The 20,430-nt window shown below is 69.9% G+C and carries 17 protein-coding genes and 1 pseudogene; 7 read left to right on the top strand and 11 right to left on the bottom strand.

Annotated elements, in window-relative coordinates; all coding sequences use genetic code 11:
* Nucleotide 1: 1 nt before the first annotated feature.
* On the top strand, nucleotides 2-610 hold the full coding sequence (locus tag Q2100_RS14845; RefSeq protein WP_302914691.1) for a class I SAM-dependent methyltransferase: 609 nt from the start codon (nucleotides 2-4) through the stop codon (nucleotides 608-610).
* Here the strand turns inward: Q2100_RS14845 and Q2100_RS14840 are convergent.
* From Q2100_RS14840 to Q2100_RS14815, 6 genes are read right to left on the bottom strand one after another with little or no spacing between them, the layout of a single operon-like run.
* Entirely contained in the window at nucleotides 600-1,379 is a 780-nt protein-coding gene (locus tag Q2100_RS14840; protein WP_302914690.1) for a TauD/TfdA dioxygenase family protein, read from the bottom strand. The two genes, Q2100_RS14845 and Q2100_RS14840, sit on opposite strands and share 11 nt — an antisense overlap.
* Nucleotides 1,367-2,404, bottom strand: coding sequence for a D-alanine--D-alanine ligase family protein (locus tag Q2100_RS14835; protein ID WP_302914689.1), 1,038 nt, complete (start codon nucleotides 2,402-2,404; stop codon nucleotides 1,367-1,369). The genes Q2100_RS14840 and Q2100_RS14835 overlap by 13 nt, the downstream gene beginning before the upstream one ends.
* Nucleotides 2,404-3,708 (bottom strand): ATP-grasp domain-containing protein, encoded by a 1,305-nt coding sequence (locus tag Q2100_RS14830; protein ID WP_302914688.1) that lies wholly within the window; start codon nucleotides 3,706-3,708, stop codon nucleotides 2,404-2,406. Before Q2100_RS14830 ends, Q2100_RS14835 begins: the two co-directional genes overlap by 1 nt.
* The gene (locus Q2100_RS14825; RefSeq protein ID WP_302914687.1) at nucleotides 3,705-4,538 is read right to left on the bottom strand and encodes an O-methyltransferase; all 834 of its coding nucleotides are present in this window, start codon (nucleotides 4,536-4,538) and stop codon (nucleotides 3,705-3,707) included. Before Q2100_RS14825 ends, Q2100_RS14830 begins: the two co-directional genes overlap by 4 nt.
* Nucleotides 4,535-5,758 (bottom strand): sedoheptulose 7-phosphate cyclase, encoded by a 1,224-nt coding sequence (locus Q2100_RS14820; protein ID WP_302914686.1) that lies wholly within the window; start codon nucleotides 5,756-5,758, stop codon nucleotides 4,535-4,537. Before Q2100_RS14820 ends, Q2100_RS14825 begins: the two co-directional genes overlap by 4 nt.
* The gene (locus Q2100_RS14815) at nucleotides 5,755-6,435 is read right to left on the bottom strand and encodes an HAD family hydrolase (RefSeq protein WP_302914685.1); all 681 of its coding nucleotides are present in this window, start codon (nucleotides 6,433-6,435) and stop codon (nucleotides 5,755-5,757) included. Before Q2100_RS14815 ends, Q2100_RS14820 begins: the two co-directional genes overlap by 4 nt.
* Nucleotides 6,436-6,596: 161 nt before the next feature.
* Between Q2100_RS14815 and Q2100_RS14810 the strand changes: the two genes are divergently transcribed.
* Nucleotides 6,597-7,211 (top strand): TetR/AcrR family transcriptional regulator, encoded by a 615-nt coding sequence (locus tag Q2100_RS14810; protein WP_302914684.1) that lies wholly within the window; start codon nucleotides 6,597-6,599, stop codon nucleotides 7,209-7,211.
* A 40-nt stretch (nucleotides 7,212-7,251) separates the two neighbouring features.
* On the opposite strand, the gene Q2100_RS14805 is transcribed toward Q2100_RS14810, so the two are convergent.
* Nucleotides 7,252-10,545 carry an error-prone DNA polymerase gene (locus Q2100_RS14805; RefSeq protein WP_302914683.1) on the bottom strand — a complete coding sequence of 1,098 codons (3,294 nt, stop codon included), beginning with the start codon at nucleotides 10,543-10,545 and terminating at the stop codon, nucleotides 7,252-7,254.
* 108 nt (nucleotides 10,546-10,653) lie between these two features.
* Here Q2100_RS14805 and Q2100_RS14800 point away from each other — a divergent pair, with 108 nt between their 5' ends.
* Both Q2100_RS14800 and Q2100_RS14795 read left to right on the top strand, forming a co-directional pair.
* A complete protein-coding gene (locus tag Q2100_RS14800) occupies nucleotides 10,654-11,673 on the top strand; it encodes a hypothetical protein (protein WP_302914682.1) in 1,020 nt (339 codons plus the stop codon).
* 63 nt (nucleotides 11,674-11,736) lie between these two features.
* The gene (locus tag Q2100_RS14795) at nucleotides 11,737-12,513 is read left to right on the top strand and encodes a bestrophin-like domain (protein WP_302914681.1); all 777 of its coding nucleotides are present in this window, start codon (nucleotides 11,737-11,739) and stop codon (nucleotides 12,511-12,513) included.
* 22 nt (nucleotides 12,514-12,535) lie between these two features.
* On the opposite strand, the gene Q2100_RS14790 is transcribed toward Q2100_RS14795, so the two are convergent.
* The 3 genes from Q2100_RS14790 to Q2100_RS14780 form a co-directional block, all read right to left on the bottom strand.
* Nucleotides 12,536-14,071, bottom strand: a complete 1,536-nt coding sequence (locus tag Q2100_RS14790; protein WP_302914680.1) for an APC family permease — start codon at nucleotides 14,069-14,071, stop codon at nucleotides 12,536-12,538.
* Nucleotides 14,068-14,955 (bottom strand): universal stress protein, encoded by an 888-nt coding sequence (locus Q2100_RS14785; RefSeq protein ID WP_302914679.1) that lies wholly within the window; start codon nucleotides 14,953-14,955, stop codon nucleotides 14,068-14,070. Before Q2100_RS14785 ends, Q2100_RS14790 begins: the two co-directional genes overlap by 4 nt.
* Before the next feature lie 106 nt (nucleotides 14,956-15,061).
* Entirely contained in the window at nucleotides 15,062-15,931 is an 870-nt protein-coding gene (locus Q2100_RS14780) for a MaoC family dehydratase (RefSeq protein ID WP_302914678.1), read from the bottom strand.
* A gap of 139 nt (nucleotides 15,932-16,070) precedes the next feature.
* On the opposite strand from Q2100_RS14780, the gene Q2100_RS14775 reads away from it, so the two are divergent.
* From Q2100_RS14775 to Q2100_RS14765, 3 genes are read left to right on the top strand one after another with little or no spacing between them, the layout of a single operon-like run.
* A complete protein-coding gene (locus Q2100_RS14775) occupies nucleotides 16,071-16,439 on the top strand; it encodes a MarR family winged helix-turn-helix transcriptional regulator (RefSeq protein WP_302914677.1) in 369 nt (122 codons plus the stop codon).
* Nucleotides 16,440-16,471: 32 nt separating this feature from the next.
* On the top strand, nucleotides 16,472-18,469 hold the full coding sequence (locus Q2100_RS14770; RefSeq protein WP_302914676.1) for an SDR family oxidoreductase: 1,998 nt from the start codon (nucleotides 16,472-16,474) through the stop codon (nucleotides 18,467-18,469).
* A gap of 20 nt (nucleotides 18,470-18,489) precedes the next feature.
* Nucleotides 18,490-19,566 (top strand): nucleoside hydrolase, encoded by a 1,077-nt coding sequence (locus Q2100_RS14765; protein WP_302914675.1) that lies wholly within the window; start codon nucleotides 18,490-18,492, stop codon nucleotides 19,564-19,566.
* A 17-nt stretch (nucleotides 19,567-19,583) separates the two neighbouring features.
* On the opposite strand, the pseudogene Q2100_RS14760 reads toward Q2100_RS14765, so the two are convergent.
* A pseudogene (locus Q2100_RS14760) lies at nucleotides 19,584-20,430 on the bottom strand (DNA polymerase Y family protein); the annotation flags it as partial.

Raw genomic sequence — 20,430 nt, 5'->3', positions numbered from 1 at the left:
CATGCACAACGCATCTGATTTCGAGCGGCCCGTCAGCACCTGGCAGGACATCCCCGGCTGGTTCACATGGCGCGGCGGCCAGGAGGAGGCGGTGGCCCACTTCGGCGACGGCAGCCGCTTCGTCGAGGTGGGCTGCTACCTGGGCAAGAGCCTGTGCTCGCTGGCCGAGGTGGTGCGTGGGAGCGGTCGCGACATCGCGGTCACCGGCGTGGACACCGGTCGCGGCAGCGGCCCGGAGGGGGTCAGCGCGGTCAACGCTCACGGGCCCGCGGTGGAATTCGGCGGCGGCACCTTCGCCGGACTGCTGCACCGCAACCTGATCGCCTGCGGCGCAGCCGATCTGGTACAGCTGCTGATCACCGACTCGCTGGCGGCCGCCGAGCTGTTCGCCGACGAGTCACTGGCCTGGGTGCACCTCGACGCCCGGCACGACTACGACAGCGTGCGGGCCGACATCGCGGCATGGCTGCCCAAGGTGCGCCCCGGCGGCTGGCTGTCCGGCGACGACTACAACCGGGATTGGTTCCCCGGCGTGGTCGACGCGGTCGGCGACACACTGCCCGGGGCGGAGGTCTGGTGGTCGACGCAGTGGCGGTGGCTCAAGCCCTGACGGAGTCGGCGACCATGCCGCGGTGCATCACCCGGTCGCCGTCGACGCCGTCGTGGTCCGCCCGGTGCATCACGCACCGGTTGTCCCACATCACCACGTCGCCGGGGCGCCACTGGTGGCGCAGCACGTTGTCCTCGCGGGTGGAGTGCGCGACGAGCATCGAGACCACCCGGGCCGCCCGGTCCACGGACAGTCCGCTCACCGCCGCACACCGCTTCGGTGTCGACAGGTACAGCGCGGTGCGGCCCGACAACGGATGCGTCAGCGCCACCGGGTGAGCGGCCGAGGTCTCCTCGTCGTCACCGAGATCGAGGCCCGTGACGACATGGGTGATGCTGCGCCCCTGCAGATCCCCGCGAACGTGGGCGGGCAGCGTCTCCCACGCCCGGTACTGATTGGTGAACAGGGTGTGGCCCCCGTGCCGCGGGACGTCGACGGCGCGCAGCGCGGTGTAGGCGGGCGGGCGGCGCACGTAGCTCGTGTCGACGTGGAAGTTCGACCGCGGCGGCGTTGTCCGCCCGACATTGCTGATCACGTTCAGGTCGGCGAATCCGGGTACCGGCGTCTCCCCGGCCGTGAACATCAATTCGCCGAAACCCCTTAGGAACGCCAGGAACCCGGAGTCGTCGACGCACTGGCCGGACATGATCACGACGCCATGGCGGGCGAGCACCTGCCGCAGGCGGCCGACGGTCTCGTCGTCCAGCGCCCCGACCCGCAGGCCCTCCACCAGCGCGCCGACCGGCGCCAATTGCCTCACCTCGAACACGACGCCGATCCGATCTCGGCCTGCCGCAGCATGTGTGCGAACAGATCGGCCACCTCGCAGCCGTCGGCCGCGGCCATCATGGCGATGACGCTCGACGCGGCGAACGAGCAGTACAGGCCGGCCTCGAGGAACCACGGTTCGCCGTCGGGGTCGATGCGGAAGTCGAAGAGGCCGTAGTGCCGGCATCCCAACGCCCGATAGCAGGACCGGGCCGCGGCCCAGACCCGTTGCGTCACCGGGTCCTCGGGCGCGACGATCCACGCCCGGCTGACGTCCTTGGCCACCAGGAACAGTTCACCGTCGGCGCCGCGGGCCAGCTTGTCCCCCGCCGTGCGGATCGGCTTGCTCGACGGATTCACCGCGTACTCCTCGAGCGGCAGGCACCACAGTTCGCCGTCACGCTCCACCACACCGCAGCGCACCTCGCGACCCAGCTCGACGTAGGACTCGACGAGCACGCCGGAGCCGTGCGCCGTCGCCGCGTCGACCGCGGGTCCGAACTCCGCATCGTCACGCACCAGGCTGACCCCCGCCGAATTGTCGGCGGCGGCAGGCTTCACCACCACCGGCAGCGGTATGCGCAGCGCGTCGCCGGGTTCCAGGGTCTGCGCGTCCGGCACCGGAACCCCGGCGGCCGCGACGACCGCCCTGGCCTTGGTCTTGTCGGCGGTCATCGCCATCACCTCGGGCCGGTTCCCCAGATACTGCAGCCCGAGCAGGTCGAGCAGCGCCCGGAAGGTGGTCATGCCTGGACGGCAGAACATCTGCGGCACCGCCACGTCGATGGGCATGTCGCTCAGCCGGTCGACGGCCGCCGCGATGCTGTACGACTCTGCGGCGGCGATACTCCCGGTCTCCAGAGTGGCGGGGAAGCACCACTTGCCGCCCGGTGCGACGTAGGCGATCTGATGGCGGTACCGGTGCGGCGCGTCGAGTGCGGCGAGGCAGTCGCGGGCGTACAGCCGGGAGAGGTCGGCGTGGAACTCGTCGACCGGCGAGCCGACGAGGTGCAGCACCGAGATCATCAGTCGCCTCCTGCCTCGACGAGCTTGCCGATGTTGAAGTCGATGCGGCTCCACCCCCGGCCGCTGCGCAGGTTGGCCAGCAGGAGCGAGGGAATCTGCAGGTGGTGAACCATCAGGTAGGGCAACGGATCCCAACGGGAGAAGATCGCGTCGCGGCCCTGCAGTACTGTCCTCAGTCCGCCGCGGCCGGACAGCAGGCGCCACAGCTCGTGATAGGTCCAGTAGGTCGCCCGCGCCTCGGCGGCCGGGGTGATCTCGACGTGCTGGGCGTCGAGGTACGCGCCGGCGACGCGGGGATCGTCGCCGAACACGGTGATCGCAGAATGCGTCCGCGGATTGCACTCGATAGCGTACGGCGTGCCGTCCTCGGCCTCGATGAAGTCGAACGACACCTGGCCGGTCAACTCGAGGCACTTGACGAGATGTTCGACCCAGTGCCGGATCCGCGGCTTGTCGACGTGCGCGTAGTTGACCTGGAACGCCGACGACTCGCAACAGCAGTAGACGCGCATGGCGCCGTCGCGCACGGTGGCGTGGGTGCAGTACTCGCGGCCGGGGATGAATTCTTGCAGGATCCACGGGTCGTCCGCGGAGATGGCCAGTGAGCGGGCGAATGCCGCGTTGCGCTCGGGTGTCTTGCGGGTCAGCGGGGTGAGATCGGTCCGTCCGACCGGGTGATAGGCGATCCGCTTGAGGATGTACGTCCTGCCCTCGGGGAAGTCGAACTCCTCGACCTGCCGCGCATCGGTGATGCGGTGGGTGTCGGGCACGCTCAGGCCGAGAGACGTCGCAAGCCGGGAGAATTCGGACTTGTCGTCGAGCGCGGCGACGGTGTCGGCGTGCCCGTGCACCACGTCGCACACGTCGTCGAGCAGTGACCGTGCCCGCGCGTCGGGCACGCTGGCCGCCGGGCTCGACACCGGCACGACGACGTCGACCCCCTCCCGGCGGACGATGTCTAGCAGCGCCTGGGCGTAGCCGGGATCCGACGGCTCCGGAACGCAGTGGAACGCGTCGACGGCCTTGGAGAAGCGGTGACCGGTGAAGCGGTACTTCGCCGACTCCACCAGCACCACCCGGTGTCCGGCGAGGTGGAACGACCTCGCCAGCTGCAGTGCCTTGGTCATCTTGCCGCCCGTGAGCAGAATGGTCCGCACCGCGACGGGTCCCGGCAGGCGGGACGGCGGCGGACGGCGTTGCGCCAGCGCCAGTCCCACGACGGCGAGGTCGACCGGCAGGGTGGCGCACAGCGCGGCCAGGGCCGCCACCGTGCGTCCCGTGTGCGCCCGCGCCGTCGCCGTCACCAGTCGTCGGCCCGGCGGATGAGGGTGATGCCGTCGCGGACGGGGAGCAGCACCTGCTCGACGCGTGGATCGGCGGCCACGGCGGCGTTGAAGGACGCGATCGCCGCGCCGTTGGCCGTCGGCTCACCGCTGACCGAGTACGGCTGACCCTGCATCAGCGTGTTGTCGACGGCGATCACCGCACCGGGCGCCAGCAGGTCCGAGTCGAGCAGGACCTCGAGATAGCCCAGGTATCCGGCCTTGTCGGCGTCGATGAACACCAGGTCGAACGCCTGCAGTTCATCGTGGCGGGCTCGTTCGGCGAGCATGCCGAGCGTCTCCATGGCCGGCGCCACGGCGACGGTGATCTTCTTGCCCGACGGGGACGCGGCGAAACACCGCCGCGCGAACTGCGCTGCATGCCGGTCGATCTCGCAGGCGACGAGCACGCCGTCGGCGGGCAGCGCCTCGGCCATGGCGAGCGCCGAGTAACCGGTGAACATCCCGATCTCGAGCACCCGGGTGGCGCGGGTCATGTGCACCAGGAACTTCAGCGCCTGACCCTCGACGTGGCCGGAGAGCATCTCGGCCTCGAGCCCGCCGGTCCAGTACGCCCCTTGTGTGCGGCGGGCGAGTTCGGCCAGGGCGGGCGACTCGGGGGTGGTGCACCGGTCGAGGTAGTGATCCAGCCCGGCGGCCAGATCTCGCGCCCGGGCCAGCCTCGTCAGCGTCTCGGCGTCGACGTCGGGTGTGGTCTGCAGCCGTCGCCAGACCTCCTCGAGTTCCGCGGCCAGGATGGTCGACGGAGTCACCGCCCGGGGCAGACGCCGCTGCTCGGACTGCACGCTCATGACGCCACCACCGGCTCTGCGGCGGTGAACATCTCGATCCCTTCACCGCCACGGTCGAGCTCGATGCACAGCTTCTTGTGCAGTGTCAGCGTGTCGGACAGCTCCTCGACGGAGACGTCGTTGAGGAAGCGGCAGCGCCCGATCGGGTCGGGGATCGCCGCCCGCAGGGTGCCGTCGCGGGTCTTGAGGATCGAGCTGGTCGCCTGCTCCAGCAGTTCCGGGGTTAGGTGATCGCTGTCCAGCGCGAGCCCGAGTCCGCTCATCACCGCCAGCACGCGGTCCCGGTCGGCGGTCGTCAGGTGGCCGCGTCGCTCGGCAAGGGTGACCGACAGCGCCATGTCGATGTTGATGGCGTGCCCGTGGAAGAACGGCACCGGTGGAGCGAGTTCGAGCGTCGGGCTCCACGTGTGACCGAAGGCGATGACCCGGTCCAGGTCGATCTCGTGCAGGTTGGGCGCTTCGAGCTCCAGCATGGTCGCGATGGCCTGGTAGGTCAGCCGGTCGCCGACCCGGCGGAGTTCCGGTGTGCCGTCGAGGTGGCCGAATCTGGTGGAAAGCAGTGCCGGGCCGTGCTCTTCGAGCATCTGGAAGATCTCGGCGTTGCCCACCACGGCGATCTTGATGAGTTCGGCCATGCCGTTGCGCACCTGGTCGGCCGGCAGCGTCTTCAGGAAGGAGAAGTCGAGGAACACCCGCTGGGAAGCGTGATAGGCGCCCAACCGGTTCTTGTGCTTGCCGTAGTTGACGGCGACCTTGATCGACACGCTGGCGTCGATCAAACCGATCAGCGTGGTGGGGATGCGGATGTAGGGGGTGTTGCGCCGGTAGCTGGCGCAGGCGAAGCCGGCGACGTCGGTGGTCAGCCCGCCGCCGACGACCAGCACCGGTTCCGTGCGGACCAGTCCGAAGGCGTCGAACTCGCCGACGATGCGCTCGAAAGTCTCCAGCGACTTGGCCGTCTCGCGGATCTGCACGGGAACCACCGTCAGCGCAATGCCGTGATGGTCGAAGTAGTGGTGGATCGCCTCGCGATAGAGCGCGTAGACGGTCTCGTCGATCACCATCAGGGCGCGGCCGTAGGGCCGGTAGCACTCGGCGAGGTCGGGGCGGTCGACGTCGAAGACACCGTCGACGTAGAGCAGGTCGTATTCGATCTTCTCGTAACCCTCGACGTGAAAGGCCTTGTCGCTGGCCGAGACCCGGGCGGTCATGTCGCTCATTCCGTGAACCCCTCGCTCACGGCCAGCGAGACGACCCGGCGCTGGTCGAGATTGTTCACCGTCTCGGCCGCCGACCCGAAGTCGGCGCCCTCGGTGTTCTCGTTCGGGAAGGCGATGCACGTCACCCCGGCGGCCGTCGCGGCCTTCACCCCGCCGGCGTTGTCCTCGATCGCGACCGACTTGGCGGCGTCCTCGCCGAGTTGTTCGAGCGCCCAGAGATAGCACGCTGCATCGGGTTTCGGTGTGTCGACGGCATCGCTGTCGACGATCAGGTCGAAGGGATCCGCGCCGAGGTGCGGCTCGAGCGCCGACAGCAGCGCGGTGATGTTGGCCCGCGACGTGGTGGTGACGAAGCCGAGCTTCACGCCCTTGGCCTTGGCGGCGTCGATGACGTCCGCCACTCCGGGCCGCGGTGCCAGACCGGAGTCGGCCACCAGCCGCTGGAAGATCTCCGACTTGGTGGCGTGCACGGCGGCGGCGTCGACCTCGTCGCCGACGGCCTTGGCGTACTCGTCGATCCGGTCGGCGCCGCCGTTGGCGCCGAGCATCTCGCGGTAATCGTCCTGCGACCAGTTCCAGTCGAGTCCGTGGTCCTCGAACGCGTCGTTGAAGGCCCGACGTTGCAGCTCCGAGGTGTCAGCAACCGTACTGATGGAGCCGAAGAGGATGGCGGCCATGAGAGATCCTTCCTGGTCGGCGGCGAAACGCTGAACACGAGCACGCCGCGCACATTGGGGAGACAGCTATCGGCGTCGCGGACGCCCGCTTCTCGACACCCCGCGATGACAACCAATCTGACCGTTCACTACTGAACAGTTCGTCCATTACTTCACACTTGATGCACTATTGGAAGAGTTGTCCATCAGATAATTTCTGTCGGATCCATTACGCGGATGAGGGAGGTGATCGCACGGGGATCGAGGACGCACGCATCGGCCGCACCCGCGCCGATGTCTCCCGCGCGGCACTCGACGTGCTGATCGGCGAAGGCTGGGAGCAGGTGACCCATGCCCGGGTGGCAGAGGCGGCCGGCTACTCCAAGTCGACGCTGTACACCCACTGGCCGTCGCGGTACGACCTCATCGCCATGGCGATCGACTCGCTCGGGGACATGCCCCACCACGAGCCCACCGGAGAACTGCGGGCCGACATCGTCGGCGAGCTGACGGTGTTCCGGCAGGCCATTCGCGAACTGCGGCTGGACCACATCCTGGCCGGGATGGCGCAGTCGTCGTCGGTCGACGACGTCGCGGCGCTGCGGGAACGGGTCAACTCGGCGGGCCAGCGCAACCTGCGCGACATGCTGGCTCAGCGATTCGACGGCGCCGACCTCGAGGCGGCGGTGTCGATGCTCACCGGCGTCGTCGCCTGCCCGTCACTGATGTTCGGCCACCTGCCCGAGGACGAGGTGATCGCCGCCGCGGTGGACATCGTGCTGGGACACAAGAGCTAGCCGCTCAGCGGCTCAGGCTGTCTGTTCCGCTTCGCTGCGCTCAGCGGAAGTCCCTCGACTTCGACACCACCCGCAGGTCGAGCTTCTCCAGCCGGTCGGCCACCACGGTCACCGCGCCGGTGGCGTTCTGCACGATGCCGCGGATCACCATCGCCGGTGCGGTCTGCGCGAGCCGGCGGTGCCGCGCCCACACCCCGGGTGCGCACAGCACGTTGACCATCCCGGTCTCGTCCTCGAGGTTGACGAACGTCACGCCCTGCGCCGTCGCAGGCCGCTGCCGGTGGGTCACCGCGCCCGCGACCAGCACCCGGCTGCCGTCCCGCACGCCGAGCAGCTTGTCGGCCGGGACGACCCCCATCGCGTCGAGGTGCTCACGCAGGTACTGGGTGGGATAGCTGTCCGGGGAGACGCCCGTCGCCCACACGTCGGCCGCGGTCAGCTCCAGCTCACTCATCCCCGGCAGCGACGGCACATGCGACGATGAGCCGACACCCGGCAGCCGGTCGGGCCGTTCGGCGGCGGCCGCCCCCGCCGCCCACAGCCCCTCGCGGCGGGTGATGCCGAAGCAGCCCAGCGCCCCCGCCGTCGCCAGCGCCTCGGTCTGCGGCACCGACAGCTGCACCCGCCCGGTCAGATCGAGCAGATCGGTGAAGGGGCCGTTGGCATTCCGCTCGTCGACGATGCGCTCGGCGAGCTCGTCGCCGATGTGGCGGACACTGCCCAGACCCAGCCTGACGTCGAGCCCGCAGTTCTCCAGGGTGGCGTGCGCCAGGCTCGCATTGGCATCGGGGCCGTGCACGGTGACCCCGTGCCGCCGGGCGTCGGCCACCAGCGACTGCGGCGAATAGAACCCCATCGGCTGGGCACGCAGCAGCGCGGCGCAGAACGCCGCCGGATGGTGCAGCTTGAACCACGAGGAGTAGAACACCAGCGACGCGAACGACAGCGAATGGCTCTCCGGGAAACCGAAATTGGCGAACGCCTCGAGCTTCTCGTAGATCCGGTCGGCCACGTCACCGGTGATGCCGTGCCGGTTGCGCATCCCGTCGTAGAAGCGGCCACGCAGCCTGCGCATCTTCTCGGTGGAGCGCTTCGAGCCCATCGCGCGGCGCAGCTGGTCGGCCTCCGCGGCGGAGAAGCCCGCACAGTCGACGGCCAGTTGCATCAGCTGCTCCTGGAACAGCGGCACGCCCAGCGTCTTCCGCAGGGCCGACTCCATCGACGGGTGGTCGTAGGTGACCGGCTCCTCGCCGTTTCGCCGCTTGATGTACGGGTGGACCGACCCACCCTGGATCGGCCCTGGCCGGATCAGCGCCACCTCGACCACCAGGTCGTAGAACAGCCGCGGCTTCAGCCGGGGCAGGGTGGCCATCTGGGCGCGCGACTCCACCTGGAACACGCCGACCGAGTCGGCCCGCTGCAGCATCTCGTACACGGCGGGCTCGGAGAGATCGAGCTGGGCCAGGTCGACGTCGATGCCCTTGTGCTCGGCGACCAGGTCGATGCAGTAGTGCAGCGCCGAGAGCATCCCCAGTCCGAGCATGTCGAACTTCACCAGACCGATTGCGGCACAGTCGTCTTTGTCCCACTGCAACACGCTGCGGTTCTCCATGCGGGCCCACTCCACCGGGCACACGTCGGCGATCGGCCGGTCGCATATCACCATGCCCCCGGAGTGGATGCCCATGTGCCGCGGCAGGTTGGAGATCTGCTGGGCCAGGTCGATCACCTGCTCGGGGATGCCCTCGACGTGCTTGGTGTCCGCGAGCTTGCCCCACTGCCCGAACTGCTTGCTCCAGGCGTCCTGCTGCCCCTGGGAGAAGCCGAGCGCACGGGCCATGTCGCGCACGGCGCTGCGCCCGCGGTAGGTGATGACGTTGGCGACCTGGGCGGCGTAGTCGCGACCGTAGCGTTGGTAGACGTACTGGATGGCCTGCTCGCGCAGGTCGGACTCGATGTCGATGTCGATGTCGGGCGGCCCGTCGCGCGCCGGGGACAGGAACCGTTCGAACAGCAATTCGTTGGCGACCGGGTCGACGTTGGTGACGCCGAGGGCGTAACAGACCGCGGAGTTGGCCGCCGACCCGCGGCCCTGGGCCAGGATGCCGTTCTCCCGGCAGAACCGGGTGATGTCGTGCACCACCAGGAAATAGCCGGGGAAGGAAAGCTCTTCGATGACCCTCAGTTCGTGTTCGATCTGGTGGTAGGCCAGCGGCGCGCGCTCCGGCGGCCCGTACCGGTCGCGGGCGCCGGTCATCACCAGATGCCGCAGCCAGCTGTCCTCGGTGTGCCCCGGTGGGACGTCGAACGGCGGCAGCTGCGGGGCGATCAGCGTCAGCCCGAACGCGCACTGCTCGCCGAGGTCGGCGGCGGCCCGGACCGCCTCCGGGCTGTGCGCGAACAGCCGCGCCATCTCCTCACCCGACCGCAGGTGCGATCCGCCGAGCGGCGCAAGCCATCCCGCGGCGTCATCGATCGAGTTGCGGGCCCGGATCGCGCCCATCGCCATGGCCAGCCGCCCCCGCGACGGCTCGGCGAAGTGCGCCGCGGTGGTGGCCACCACGCCGAGACCGTAGCGCGGCGCCAGCTCGAGCAGCGCGGCGTTGCGCTCGTCGTCGCGGGGATGGCCGTGGTGGGTGAGCTCGACGCTGACCCGGTCGCGGCCGAACCGGTCGACCAGGTCGGCGAGCGCCGCGCCGGCCGCTTCCGGACCACCCTGCGACAGTGCCTGCCGCACATGGCCTTTACGGCATCCGGTGAGGATGTGCCAGTGACCGCCCGCGGCCTCGGTGAGCGTGTCGTAGTCGTATCGCGGCTTGCCCTTCTCCCCGCCCGCGAGGTGGGCCCTGGCGATCTCGCGCGACAACCGGCGATAGCCCTCGGGCCCGCGGGCCAGCACCAGCAGATGGGGGCCGGGCGGGTCGGGCACCTCGGTGCGGGCGGTGTTGCCCAGCGACAGTTCGGCGCCGAACACGGTCTGCACGCCGAGTTCGTGGGCGGCCTCGGCGAAGCGCACCACCCCGTAGAGCCCGTCGTGGTCGGTCAGCGCGATGGCGCGCAGATCCAGCCGGGCGGCCTCCTCGACGAGCTCCTCGGGTGTGCTGGCGCCGTCGAGGAAGCTGTAGGCCGAGTGCGCGTGCAGTTCGGCGTACGGCACCGACGAGGCGATCCGGTTCTCCCCCACCGGCTCGTAGGCGCCGCGCCTGCTCGACCAGGCCGGACTGTCACCGCCGTCGCCGGTGGGCTCGGCCAGTGGCGCACCGGCGCGGCGGGGCTTGCTGTTGAGCACCCGCTCCATCTCCGGCCAGTTCGACGGCCCGTCGTTCCACGCCACCCGACCAGTATATCGAACGCCAGTTCGAACGGCTCGGTTGCGCTGCCCGCCGGACGCCGCACCTCTACGATGCCTTTGGCCCACGGCGGGCCCCACGGAAGGACGGCGATGGCGTCAGGGAAGTACATCGGATACGTCGGTGGCATGGCCGTCGCCGTGGGGGTCGGGGCGGCCATCGCGGCCGCGGGCCACGGCACCGCCAACGCCGACACCGATTCGGGATCGACGACCTCGAGCAAGGGGTCGGACTCCTCGGCGGGCGCCACCGACGCGGGCCCGAAAAAGGCCGACCCGAAGAAAGCCGAGCGCCCCAAGCCGCTCAGGGATCTCGAGGATCGCGCCGAGAAGGTCACCGCGTCGCTGACCAAGGCGGCGGCGGCCAGGAAGTCCGCAGCCGACAAGCGTGCCGAAAAAGCCGACTCCGAGGGCGGCGAGCCCGCCCGCACCGCGACGACCGGGAAGCCGAAGCCGACCGCCGAGGAATTCGAGGCCGGACAGGTCCGCAAGCTCAAGGATCTGTTCCAGCCGAAGGAGATCGCGACGCCCGAGCCCGAAGCCGCGGCCGAGACGCGCCCCGCGATCAGGTCGAACACAAAGGCTGACAGCGGGATCGAGGCCGACGCGGATGCGCCGGTCACCACCGCCGCCGAACCGTGGAGCCCGAACCCGTTCCGGCCGGACGACCCCACGCCGACGGACATGCCCGCCGACGTCATGGCGCTGCGCGACGCCCTGGTGGGTGCGGCGATCGCCCCGGAGTTCCAGCCGTTCATCCGCGAGGGTGTCGAGGCCGGCTACCGGGTCAGCCAGATGGTGCCGTGGGTCAATGTGCTGGTGCCGCTGACGAAGATCGCGCCCGCCCTGCCCGACGCGATCGGTGGTGACCCGGCGGCCAAGGACGCCACGCAGATCATCGTCAACGAGCTGCTGAAGACCACACAGCCGGTGTCGCTGCTGTACTACGGCTACGACCAGCTCGCCGACCTGGCGAACCTCGAGGCCGAAGGCGACGCGCTCAAGCAGCAGTTCTACGTCGACGCATGGAACATCCTCGACCCGTTCGCGCTCCTGCACAACCCGGGGACCTCGGGCATCGGGAACGGCGCGGGCACCGGCCTGACCGTCTGACCCGTCGCCGCCGCTGCGGTGTGTTTGCCGTCGCTCGGCCGACGTCCGTGGTCATAATCGGGTGTGATCTGGCTGCTGCAGATTCCTGCGCCGATTCTCGGTCTGCTGTGGGTCGGCGCCGTCGTCGGATTCTCCGTCGGCGGACTCCTCGTGTTCCGCAAGGCCGTTTCCCACACCAGACTCGAGAACGCGAATGCGGTGTCCAGCACGGTATTTCAGCTCGCCGGCGTGCTCTATGCCGTGCTCGTGGCGTTCGTCGTGGTGGTGGTGTGGGAGCAGTTCGGTGACGCCGAGGACGCCAGTGGTCTCGAGGCCAGTGCGATCGCCGACCTACTCCGCGACTCGGCTGCCCTGCCTGCGGAGTCCCGCGTCGCGGTGCAGCAGAGCCTCATCGCCTACACCCGGGACGTGATCGACGACGAGTTCCCGCGCATGCGTCGCGGCGAGACCATCGAGGAGCAGTCCGACGAACTGGCCGACGTCTGGGAGACCTACCTGACGGTGCAGCCGGAGAGCCGCAACGAGATCGCCTTCTTCGATCATGCGATCGTCCGGTTGAACGACCTCAGCGCCAACCGGAAGATGCGGGTGTCCACCGGCGAGGCGTCGGTCCCCGGCGAACTCTGGGTCCTGCTGCTGGGCGGCGGCGGCGTGGTGATGGCGTTCACCTTCCTGTTCGGCACCCGCGATCTGCTGGTTCATGCGCTGGCAGTGGGGCTGACGGCGGCTCTGCTGGGATTCGTCATGTACCTCATCTTCGCGCTGGAGCACCCGTACGTCGGTGCGCTCTCGGTCGAGCCCGCCCCGTACGTGACGGTGCTGCAGGTGTGGTCGGAGTAGCCCCGACCCGGCGCTCGCCGCCCTAGCCGACGGGAGTGTCCACCGGCGCGGGGGTGTCGCGCCGCAGCGTCTGCCCCTGGAAGAACCCCGGGCTGCGCACCCGCCAGATCAGCATCAGTACGGCGCCGAACAGCAGGATGCCGAATCCCATGTAGAAGACCAGCCCGATGCCGCCGACCGAGGTGCCGCTGCCGTTCTCGGGATTCATGCTCTCGCGCACCGAGATCACGAACACCGCGGCGAGCACCAGCCCGCCGAGCAACGGGAACAGGAACTTGAAGACCGCATTGTGCAGGTTGGCGAACAACTCACGGCGGAAGTACCACACGCACGCGAACGCGGTGATGCCGTAGTACCAGCAGATCATGATGCCCAGCGCCGCAATGGTATCCAGGAGCACACTCTCCGAGAGCAGGCTCACCACGGTGTAGAAAACCCCCGTGACCACCCCCGCCACGACGGTGCTGAACACCGGCACCAGGAACCGCGGGTGCACCGTGGCGAACCGGTCCGGGAACGCGCGGTAGGCGCCCATCGCGAGCATCGCCCGCGCCGCCGGCAGGAACGTCGTCTGCAGGCTGGCCACCGACGAGGCGAAGATCGCCAGGAACAGCAGCGGTCCGGCCCAGGTGCCGAGCACCGGGTCCGCGAGCGCGCCGAACACGTTGTCGGCGTTCTCCTCGTTGCCCAGCCCGAGGCCCTCGGCGCCGACGCCGGCGTACATCATCACCGCGACCGCGACGAGCAGGTAGGTCAGCAGGATCGACAGCACGCAGACGAGCCCCGCCCGTCCGGGCACCTTCGTCGGGTCCTTGGACTCCTCACCCAGCGTCAGGCAGGTGTCCCAGCCCCAGAACGCGAAGATCGAACCGGTCACCCCGATCACGAACGCGCTCAACGCCAAACCGGTGAAGGGGTTGAACCAGTCCAGGTCGAAGGCCAGCCCCGCGGGCGCGTCGCCGGCGCCCACATGCCAGAGCGCCGCGACCGCGAAGGCCAGCAGCACGATCATCTGGAAGCCGACCAGGATGTACTGGACCCGCTCGCTGGTGGTGATGCCGCGACTGGCGATGTAGGTGGCGATCGCGATGAATGCCAGTGTGGTGGCGATGTTGACCGCGGTGTTGCCCGCCAGGTCGGCGATCTCCGGCCGGTTGAGGATCCGGGCGATGAACAGGTAGAAGAACTCGACCGCGATCGCCGCGAGGTTCGACAGCACGATGATCGACGCCACGACCATCCCCCACCCGCACATCCACCCGACATAGGGTCCGAACGCCTTGGTGGACCACGTGAACGACGCACCGCAGTCCGGCGCGCGGGAGTTCAGCTCCCGGTATGCGTAGGCCGTCAGGAACATCGGGATGAAGCCGGCGATGAAGATCGCGGGCATCTTCAGCCCGACCGCGGCCACGATCAGCCCGATGCTGGCCGTCAGTGTGTATCCGGGTGCGACGCAGGAGATGCCGAGCACCGCGCCCGACAGCGTCCCGATCTTGCCGCTGGCCAGGCCCTTCGACACCAGACCTGAGTCGTCGTGCGCCACAGCCTCCGTCACGGCAGGTCCTCTTCACCGAGCTGGTCGCGGGGCACGACGACCATCGGCACGTCGAGCACGCGCAACATCTTGGCCGCCGTGGAACCGAGGAAGAGCCGCTTCGGTGCGCTGAGCCGGCTCGACCCCACCATGATGAGGTCGCCGTCGCGCCATTCCAGCTTGCTGACGGCGGTTTCCACCGACGGTCCGTCCACGACGGTCGACGTCACCGGGAAACCCTCGGGCAGCTCGCTTTTCGCCGTTTCCAGGGTCCGCGCCGCATGGTCGAGCGCTCGCCTGTGCACGGCGTCGGCGTCACCGCGCAGGGTGCCGAAGGTGGGGTCCAGTGCGACCAGCGACACCAGCCGCAGCGGCGTGCCTGCCGCCATGCTGAATCGAACGGCGTTGTCCAGCAAAAGATCCGCGCCTTCCCGCTCACCGATGGCGCATGTCACCTCACGGACCCGCTCGATCCCGGAAAGGCGCGCTCCCCGTGGCGCCACGGCCACCGGCACCGGCGACGAGTGCAGCAGTTCGTTGACCACCGAGCCCAGCGAGAAGCTGCCGGCCAGGCCGCCGCCGGATCCGCCCACCACGAGCGCGTCCGCCTCGAGCCTGCCCGCCTCCCGGATCAGCCCGTCGGCGTACGAGGCGGAGAAGCTGACGTGCCCCTGGGTCACAACGTCATCGGGCACCGCCCCGAGCGCGCGGTCGAGCCACTCCGTGGCCTGCTCGGCGAGCAGGTCCTCGTAGCCACCGGTGGTCACCATCGCGGGCACACCCCGGTCGGGTGGCATCACGATGCAGGCGTGCACCTCGGCGCCGAGCGTCCGGCCCAGGCGCACACCGAGCGCCAGGGCGTCACCACCTCCGGGCGTAGCGAGAAAACCGACCACCAGTCTCACGACCACCACCGCCCGTTCGCGTCTCGTCCGACCGTCGTGATGATCCTGTCAACCGCGGCAGCGGTTGGCGACGGCTTCGGCGAAATCCGCGGAAGGGGGCGGTGGCTCAGTCGGTGTACTCGGCGGTGCCGTCCTCGAGCACCAGCCTGCTGTCCGCGCCGTCCGGTGCCGCGGCCTCGGTGCGGAACACCGCCCGGCCGGGGTCGGTGCGCCAGATCGAGGTGGTCAGCGTCTCGCCGGGGAACACCGGCGAGGTGAAGCGGGCGCCGACGGCGGTGATCTTCGTGGCGTCGCCGCCGCCGAGTGCGGCCACCAGCGCCCGGCCCGCCACGCCGTAGGTGCACAGGCCGTGCAGGATCGGCCGCGGGAAACCGGCGAGCTCCTTGGCGAACCACGGGTCGCTGTGCAGCGGATTGCGGTCACCGGTGAGCCGGTAGAGCAGCGCCTGGTCCTCGCGGGTGGGCAGGGCGATCTGCGCGTCGGGTGCGCGGTCGGGGATCTGCGGCGCCACCGGGCGCTCACCGGGTTGGCCGCCGAAGCCGCCCTCGCCGCGGATGACGGCGGTGGACAGTGTCTCTGCGACGACCTGGCCGGTGTCCGGGTCGGTGCCGGTGCCCTTGAACACCAGGATCGCGTTCTTGCCCTCACCCTTGTCCTGGATGTCGGCCACCTCGGACACCACGCTGAGCTTGCCGGCCGGCGGGAGCGGCGCGAACAGCCGGATCTGCTGGGACCCGTGCAGCAGCATGCCGAAGTTGAAGGTCCCGACTTCGCCGACCGCGCCCCACGCAGGGCTCGCGATGACGGCGTAGGTGGGCAGCACCTGCTGCTCGATGTCGTGGCTGTTCTCGGTGGTGAACGCCAGATCCCCCGTGCCCGCGCCCACTCCGAGCGCATACAGCAGGGTCTCGCGGTCGGTCCACTCCAGCAGTTGAGGTGCGGACTTCTTCCCCACGGCGGTCGGGTCGATCGGCATGGACACTCCCTTCTCGGCTGAGACGGACCATACCGGTAGCGCAAAGACGGTTAGCAGGGCGAATAGTGGCTATGGAAGGCGGATGGTCGAGCCGAGCGGGCACTTGGCGATGAGTACGGTGCTCAGGTTGCACCGGTCGATGACTGCGGTGGTGGACCAGCAGCTCAAGTCCGGCTTCGCGCTGCGCCTCATCGACTACGAGATCCTCAAGGAGTTGCAGCATGCCGACGGCGTGCGGCTGCTGGGCGAGGTGGCCCGCCGGCTCTCGGTGCACGCCACGACGGTGAGCATCGCCTGCGACCGCCTCGCCGAGCGCGGCCTGCTGACGCGCCAGCGCCACCCCACCGATCGCAGGGCCACGCTGGTCACCATCACCGGTGAGGGCCGGGCGGTCGCGGAGGGGGCGACAGCGGCGCTGTGCAGCGTCGGCTTCGGTGTCACCGCCGACGACGCGCGCACCCTGACCGACGCGTTGACGAGTCTGTACGGCAGCGTCACACCTTATTGACCTTTGCCGGGCCAGGGGTGACCATGGCTCGCATGCGCTATGTCGTTACCGGCGGTACCGGGTTCATTGGACGCCGGGTCGTGTCCGAGCTGATTGCCCGCGGCACCGCCGCGCAGGTGTGGGTGCTGGTCCGCCGCGAGTCGCTGTCCCGCTTCGAACGCCTCGCCGGCGAGTGGGGTGAGCAGGTCAGACCGCTGGTGGGCGACCTGACTGCGGCCGGGCTGGACCTGACCGAGGAAGCCGTCGCGGAGCTGGGCGAAGTCGACCACGTGGTGCACTGCGCCGCGGTGTACGACATCACCGCCGACGACGACGCCCAGCGGGCGGCCAACGTCGAGGGCACCCGCGCGGTGATCGAACTGGCCCGCCGCCTCGACGCCACGCTGCACCATGTGTCCTCGATCGCGGTGGCGGGCACCTATCGGGGCCAGTTCACCGAGGACGACTTCGACGTCGCGCAGGACCTCCCGACGCCGTACCACCAGACGAAGTTCGAAGCCGAACTGCTGGTGCGGTCGGCCCCCGGCCTGCGCTACCGGGTGTACCGGCCCGCCGTGGTGGTCGGCGACTCGCAGACCGGCGAGATGGACAAGATCGACGGCCCCTACTACTTCTTCGGTCTGCTGGCGAAGCTGTCGCGGCTGCCGAGCCTCACCCCGATCGCGCTGCCCGACACCGGCAGGACCAACATCGTCCCGGTCGACTACGTGGCACGCGCCCTGACGGAGTTGCTGCATGCCGAGGGCCGCGACGGCCAGACGTTCCACCTGACCGCACCCGGCACCATCGGGCTGCGCGGCATCTACCGGGGTGTCGCGAAGGCCGCCGGCCTGCCGCCGCTGCGCGGCACGCTTCCCCGGGTGACGGCCGCGCCGGTGCTCGGCGCGACCGGGCGGATGAAGGTGTGGCGCAACATGGCGGCCACCCAACTCGGTGTGCCCGCCGAGATCCTCGACGTCGTCGACCTGGCCCCCACGTTCACCGCAGACAACACCGCGGAGGCGTTGCGCGGCACCGGCATCGAGGTGCCCGCCTTCTCGTCGTATGCCCCGCAGCTGTGGCGGTACTGGGCGAAGCACCTCAATCCCGACCGGGCCCGCCGCGACGATCCGGCCGGTCCGCTGGTGGGCAGGCATGTCGTCATCACCGGCGCCTCCAGCGGCATCGGCCGCGCCGCCGCCCTCGCGGTCGCCGCACGCGGCGCGACGGTGTTCGCGCTCGCCCGCAACGCCGAGGCGCTCGACGACCTGGTCGCCGAGATCCGGACTGCAGGCGGTCAGGCGCACGCGTTCACCTGCGATGTCGCCGATTCGGCGTCGGTGGACGCGACCGTGAAGGACATCCTCGGCCGGTTCGACCACGTCGACTATCTGGTGAACAACGCCGGCCGCTCCATCCGCCGTTCAGTGGCCAACTCCACCGACCGTCTGCACGACTACGAGCGGGTGATGGCGGTCAACTACTTCGGGGCGGTGCGGATGGTGCTCGCGCTGCTTCCGCACTGGCAGGAGCGCCGGTTCGGTCACGTGGTCAACGTGTCCAGCGCGGGCGTGCAGGCCGCGAGCCCGAAGTACAGCGCCTACGTGCCCAGCAAGGCCGCGCTCGACGCGTTCGCCGACGTGGTGTCCACCGAGACGCTGTCCGATCACGTCACGTTCACCACGATCCACATGCCGCTGGTGAAGACCCCGATGATCGCGCCCTCGCGCAAGCTCAACCCCATGCCGCCGATCACGGCCGACCACGCCGCCGCGATGATCGTGCGGGCACTGATCGACAAGCCTGCGCGCATCGACACCCCGGTCGGCACCCTCGCCGACATCGGGATGTACTTCGCGCCCAAGCTGTCCCGCCGGGTGCTGCATCAGGTCTATCTGGGTTATCCGGACTCGGCCGCAGCCAGGGGCGTCAGCGCCGACACGCCCACGGCGCGCCGGCCTGCGCGCCCGTCCCGCCCGGCCACGTCGCCGGTCAGGATGCCGCGGCCGGTCAAGCGCATGGTGCGACTCGTTCCCGGCGTGCACTGGTAACGCCGCGTATCCTCTCCGAAATGCCGACCCACAGTGGTGATTCCGCCACGCCACAGCCGGTGTTCGTCGACGTCGACACCGGCGTCGACGACGCGATGGCGCTGGCTTACCTGTTCGCCAGCGCCGACGCGGAGGTGGTCGGAATCGCCTCCACGGCCGGAAATGTCGGCGTGGACCAGGTCTGCCAGAACAATCTCGGGCTTATCGGGCTGTGCGGAGTGAACGGCATTCCGGTGTCGCGGGGCGCCGACGGCCCCGTCGCATCGATGCTGCGGACCGCCGAGGACACTCACGGGCCGCAGGGGCTCGGCTACGCCCGGCTGCCACCCGCCGACTGTCGACTGACCGCCCACGATGCGGCCGAGGCGTGGATCCGCGCCGCACACGCCCATCCCGGTGAGTTGATCGGCATCGTCGTCGGGCCGCTGACCAATCTCGCCCTCGCGCTGCGCGCCGAACCAGCCCTGCCCACGCTGCTGCGCCGGCTGGTGATCATGGGCGGTGCGTTCGACTACCGGGGCAACACCACCGCGGTGGCCGAATGGAACGTCAGCGTCGACCCCGAAGCCGCGGCCGAGGTGTTCGCCGGCTGGGGTGCGGCATGGGGCTCCGGAGACGAGCAGAGGGCGCCCGGCCATCTGCCGATCGTGCTGGGGCTCAACCTCACCGAGAACATCGCGATGACCCCGGCGCTGCTGAGCCGGCTGGCGGCCGCGGCCGATTCGCCGACCGCGCCGATGAGTGTGCTCGACGACCGCGCCACCCGGTCGGTGGCCGCCAACCCGTTGATCCGGGTGCTCGAGGACGCGATGCGGTTCTACTTCGAGTTCCACTTCGACCAGGGCGAAGGCTATCTCGCGCACCTCCACGACCCGCTGGCGGCAGCGGTCGCCCTCGACCCGGAGTTGGTGCGCTACCGGCAGACCACGGTCGACGTCGAGTTGACCGGCTCGCTGACCCGCGGGATGACCGTGGCGGACTGGCACGGCCGGTGGGGACGCGACCCGAACGCGCTCGTCGGCGTCGAGGTGGATCCGGATGTGTTCTTCGACCGGTTCATCGCCCGGGTCGGCGAGTTCGCCCGTCGCCTGGGCTGATCGGTGATCAGGACTGTCTATTCATAGACCCCCTCGACGTACCACCGCCGCTGGCGGTAGCACAGCAGCAGCGCCTTCTCGGGTTCGCCGCCGATCAGCACCTGGGCCCGCGCGGTGCGCCCCTTGGCGCGGTCCTGATCCCACCACCGTTCGTCGACCGGCCACGGCCCCGCCCACCAGCTCAGGTCACCGCGGAACCCTCCGCCGTCCAGCCGGGCGGGGTCGCCGGAGAACAGTCCCCGGTGGGTCACCCGCACGGGATCGCCCTGGCCGTCCAGCAATTCGACCGGGTCGTCGAGCAGCACCGTGGGCGACGGCTCGGGCAGCCGGCCGGGCCAGGGCTGGTTCGGATCGGCAGCCGGGACGGGTTCGTCGCCGAACGGAGTGAGCGTGATCCGCTCGGCGGGTCCCCGGCCGCCGCTGAGCACCGGCACCTGCACCGCCTCCGGACCGAGCAGGCCCTGCACCCGGACCAGGGCGCGGCGGGCCCGCAACCGGTCCTCCTCACCGACGCCGCCCCAGAGCGGCAGTTGCAACGCCTCGGCCGAGATCACCTCCACCGGGCGCAGCCGCAGCACCGTGACCGCTGCGGTCGGCCGGTCGTGTTGATTCCGCCGGTTCAGCCACCCGTCGAGCTGCCAGCGCACCCGGTCGGCGGTGGCATCCTCGGTCAGCGGCTCGGCGCACCGCCACACCCGTTCCAGCTCTTCGCCGTTGGCGGTGACGGCATGGATGGCCAACCGGGTGCAGCCGACCCCGGCCGCCTCCAGGCTGCGGTGCAGGTCGCCGGCCAGCGACCGGCCCGCGAAGGCCGCGGCGTCCACCCGGTCGATCGGCGGGTCGCAGTCCATCACGGCGTCGAGT

Source organism: Mycolicibacterium arseniciresistens (assembly GCF_030519285.1).
Taxonomy (GTDB): domain Bacteria; phylum Actinomycetota; class Actinomycetes; order Mycobacteriales; family Mycobacteriaceae; genus Mycobacterium; species Mycobacterium arseniciresistens.
Note: the sequence above shows the minus strand (reverse complement) of the source record. Positions and strands in the feature narration are given on the sequence as shown.

Bases quoted from the DNA above. Each gene is read 5' to 3' on its own strand.
- Q2100_RS14775 (WP_302914677.1), top strand. From the start codon at position 16,071: ATGACTGCGGTGGTGGACCAGCAGCTCAAGTCCGGCTTCGCGCTGCGC.
- Q2100_RS14810 (WP_302914684.1), top strand. From the start codon at position 6,597: ATGCACTATTGGAAGAGTTGTCCATCAGATAATTTCTGTCGGATCCAT.
- Q2100_RS14770 (WP_302914676.1), top strand. From the start codon at position 16,472: ATGCGCTATGTCGTTACCGGCGGTACCGGGTTCATTGGACGCCGGGTC.
- Q2100_RS14780 (WP_302914678.1), bottom strand. From the start codon at position 15,931: ATGCCGATCGACCCGACCGCCGTGGGGAAGAAGTCCGCACCTCAACTG.
- Q2100_RS14820 (WP_302914686.1), bottom strand. From the start codon at position 5,758: ATGAGCGACATGACCGCCCGGGTCTCGGCCAGCGACAAGGCCTTTCAC.
- Q2100_RS14825 (WP_302914687.1), bottom strand. From the start codon at position 4,538: ATGAGCGTGCAGTCCGAGCAGCGGCGTCTGCCCCGGGCGGTGACTCCG.
- Q2100_RS14835 (WP_302914689.1), bottom strand. From the start codon at position 2,404: ATGATCTCGGTGCTGCACCTCGTCGGCTCGCCGGTCGACGAGTTCCAC.
- Q2100_RS14765 (WP_302914675.1), top strand. From the start codon at position 18,490: ATGCCGACCCACAGTGGTGATTCCGCCACGCCACAGCCGGTGTTCGTC.
- Q2100_RS14800 (WP_302914682.1), top strand. From the start codon at position 10,654: ATGGCGTCAGGGAAGTACATCGGATACGTCGGTGGCATGGCCGTCGCC.
- Q2100_RS14845 (WP_302914691.1), top strand. From the start codon at position 2: ATGCACAACGCATCTGATTTCGAGCGGCCCGTCAGCACCTGGCAGGAC.
- Q2100_RS14815 (WP_302914685.1), bottom strand. From the start codon at position 6,435: ATGGCCGCCATCCTCTTCGGCTCCATCAGTACGGTTGCTGACACCTCG.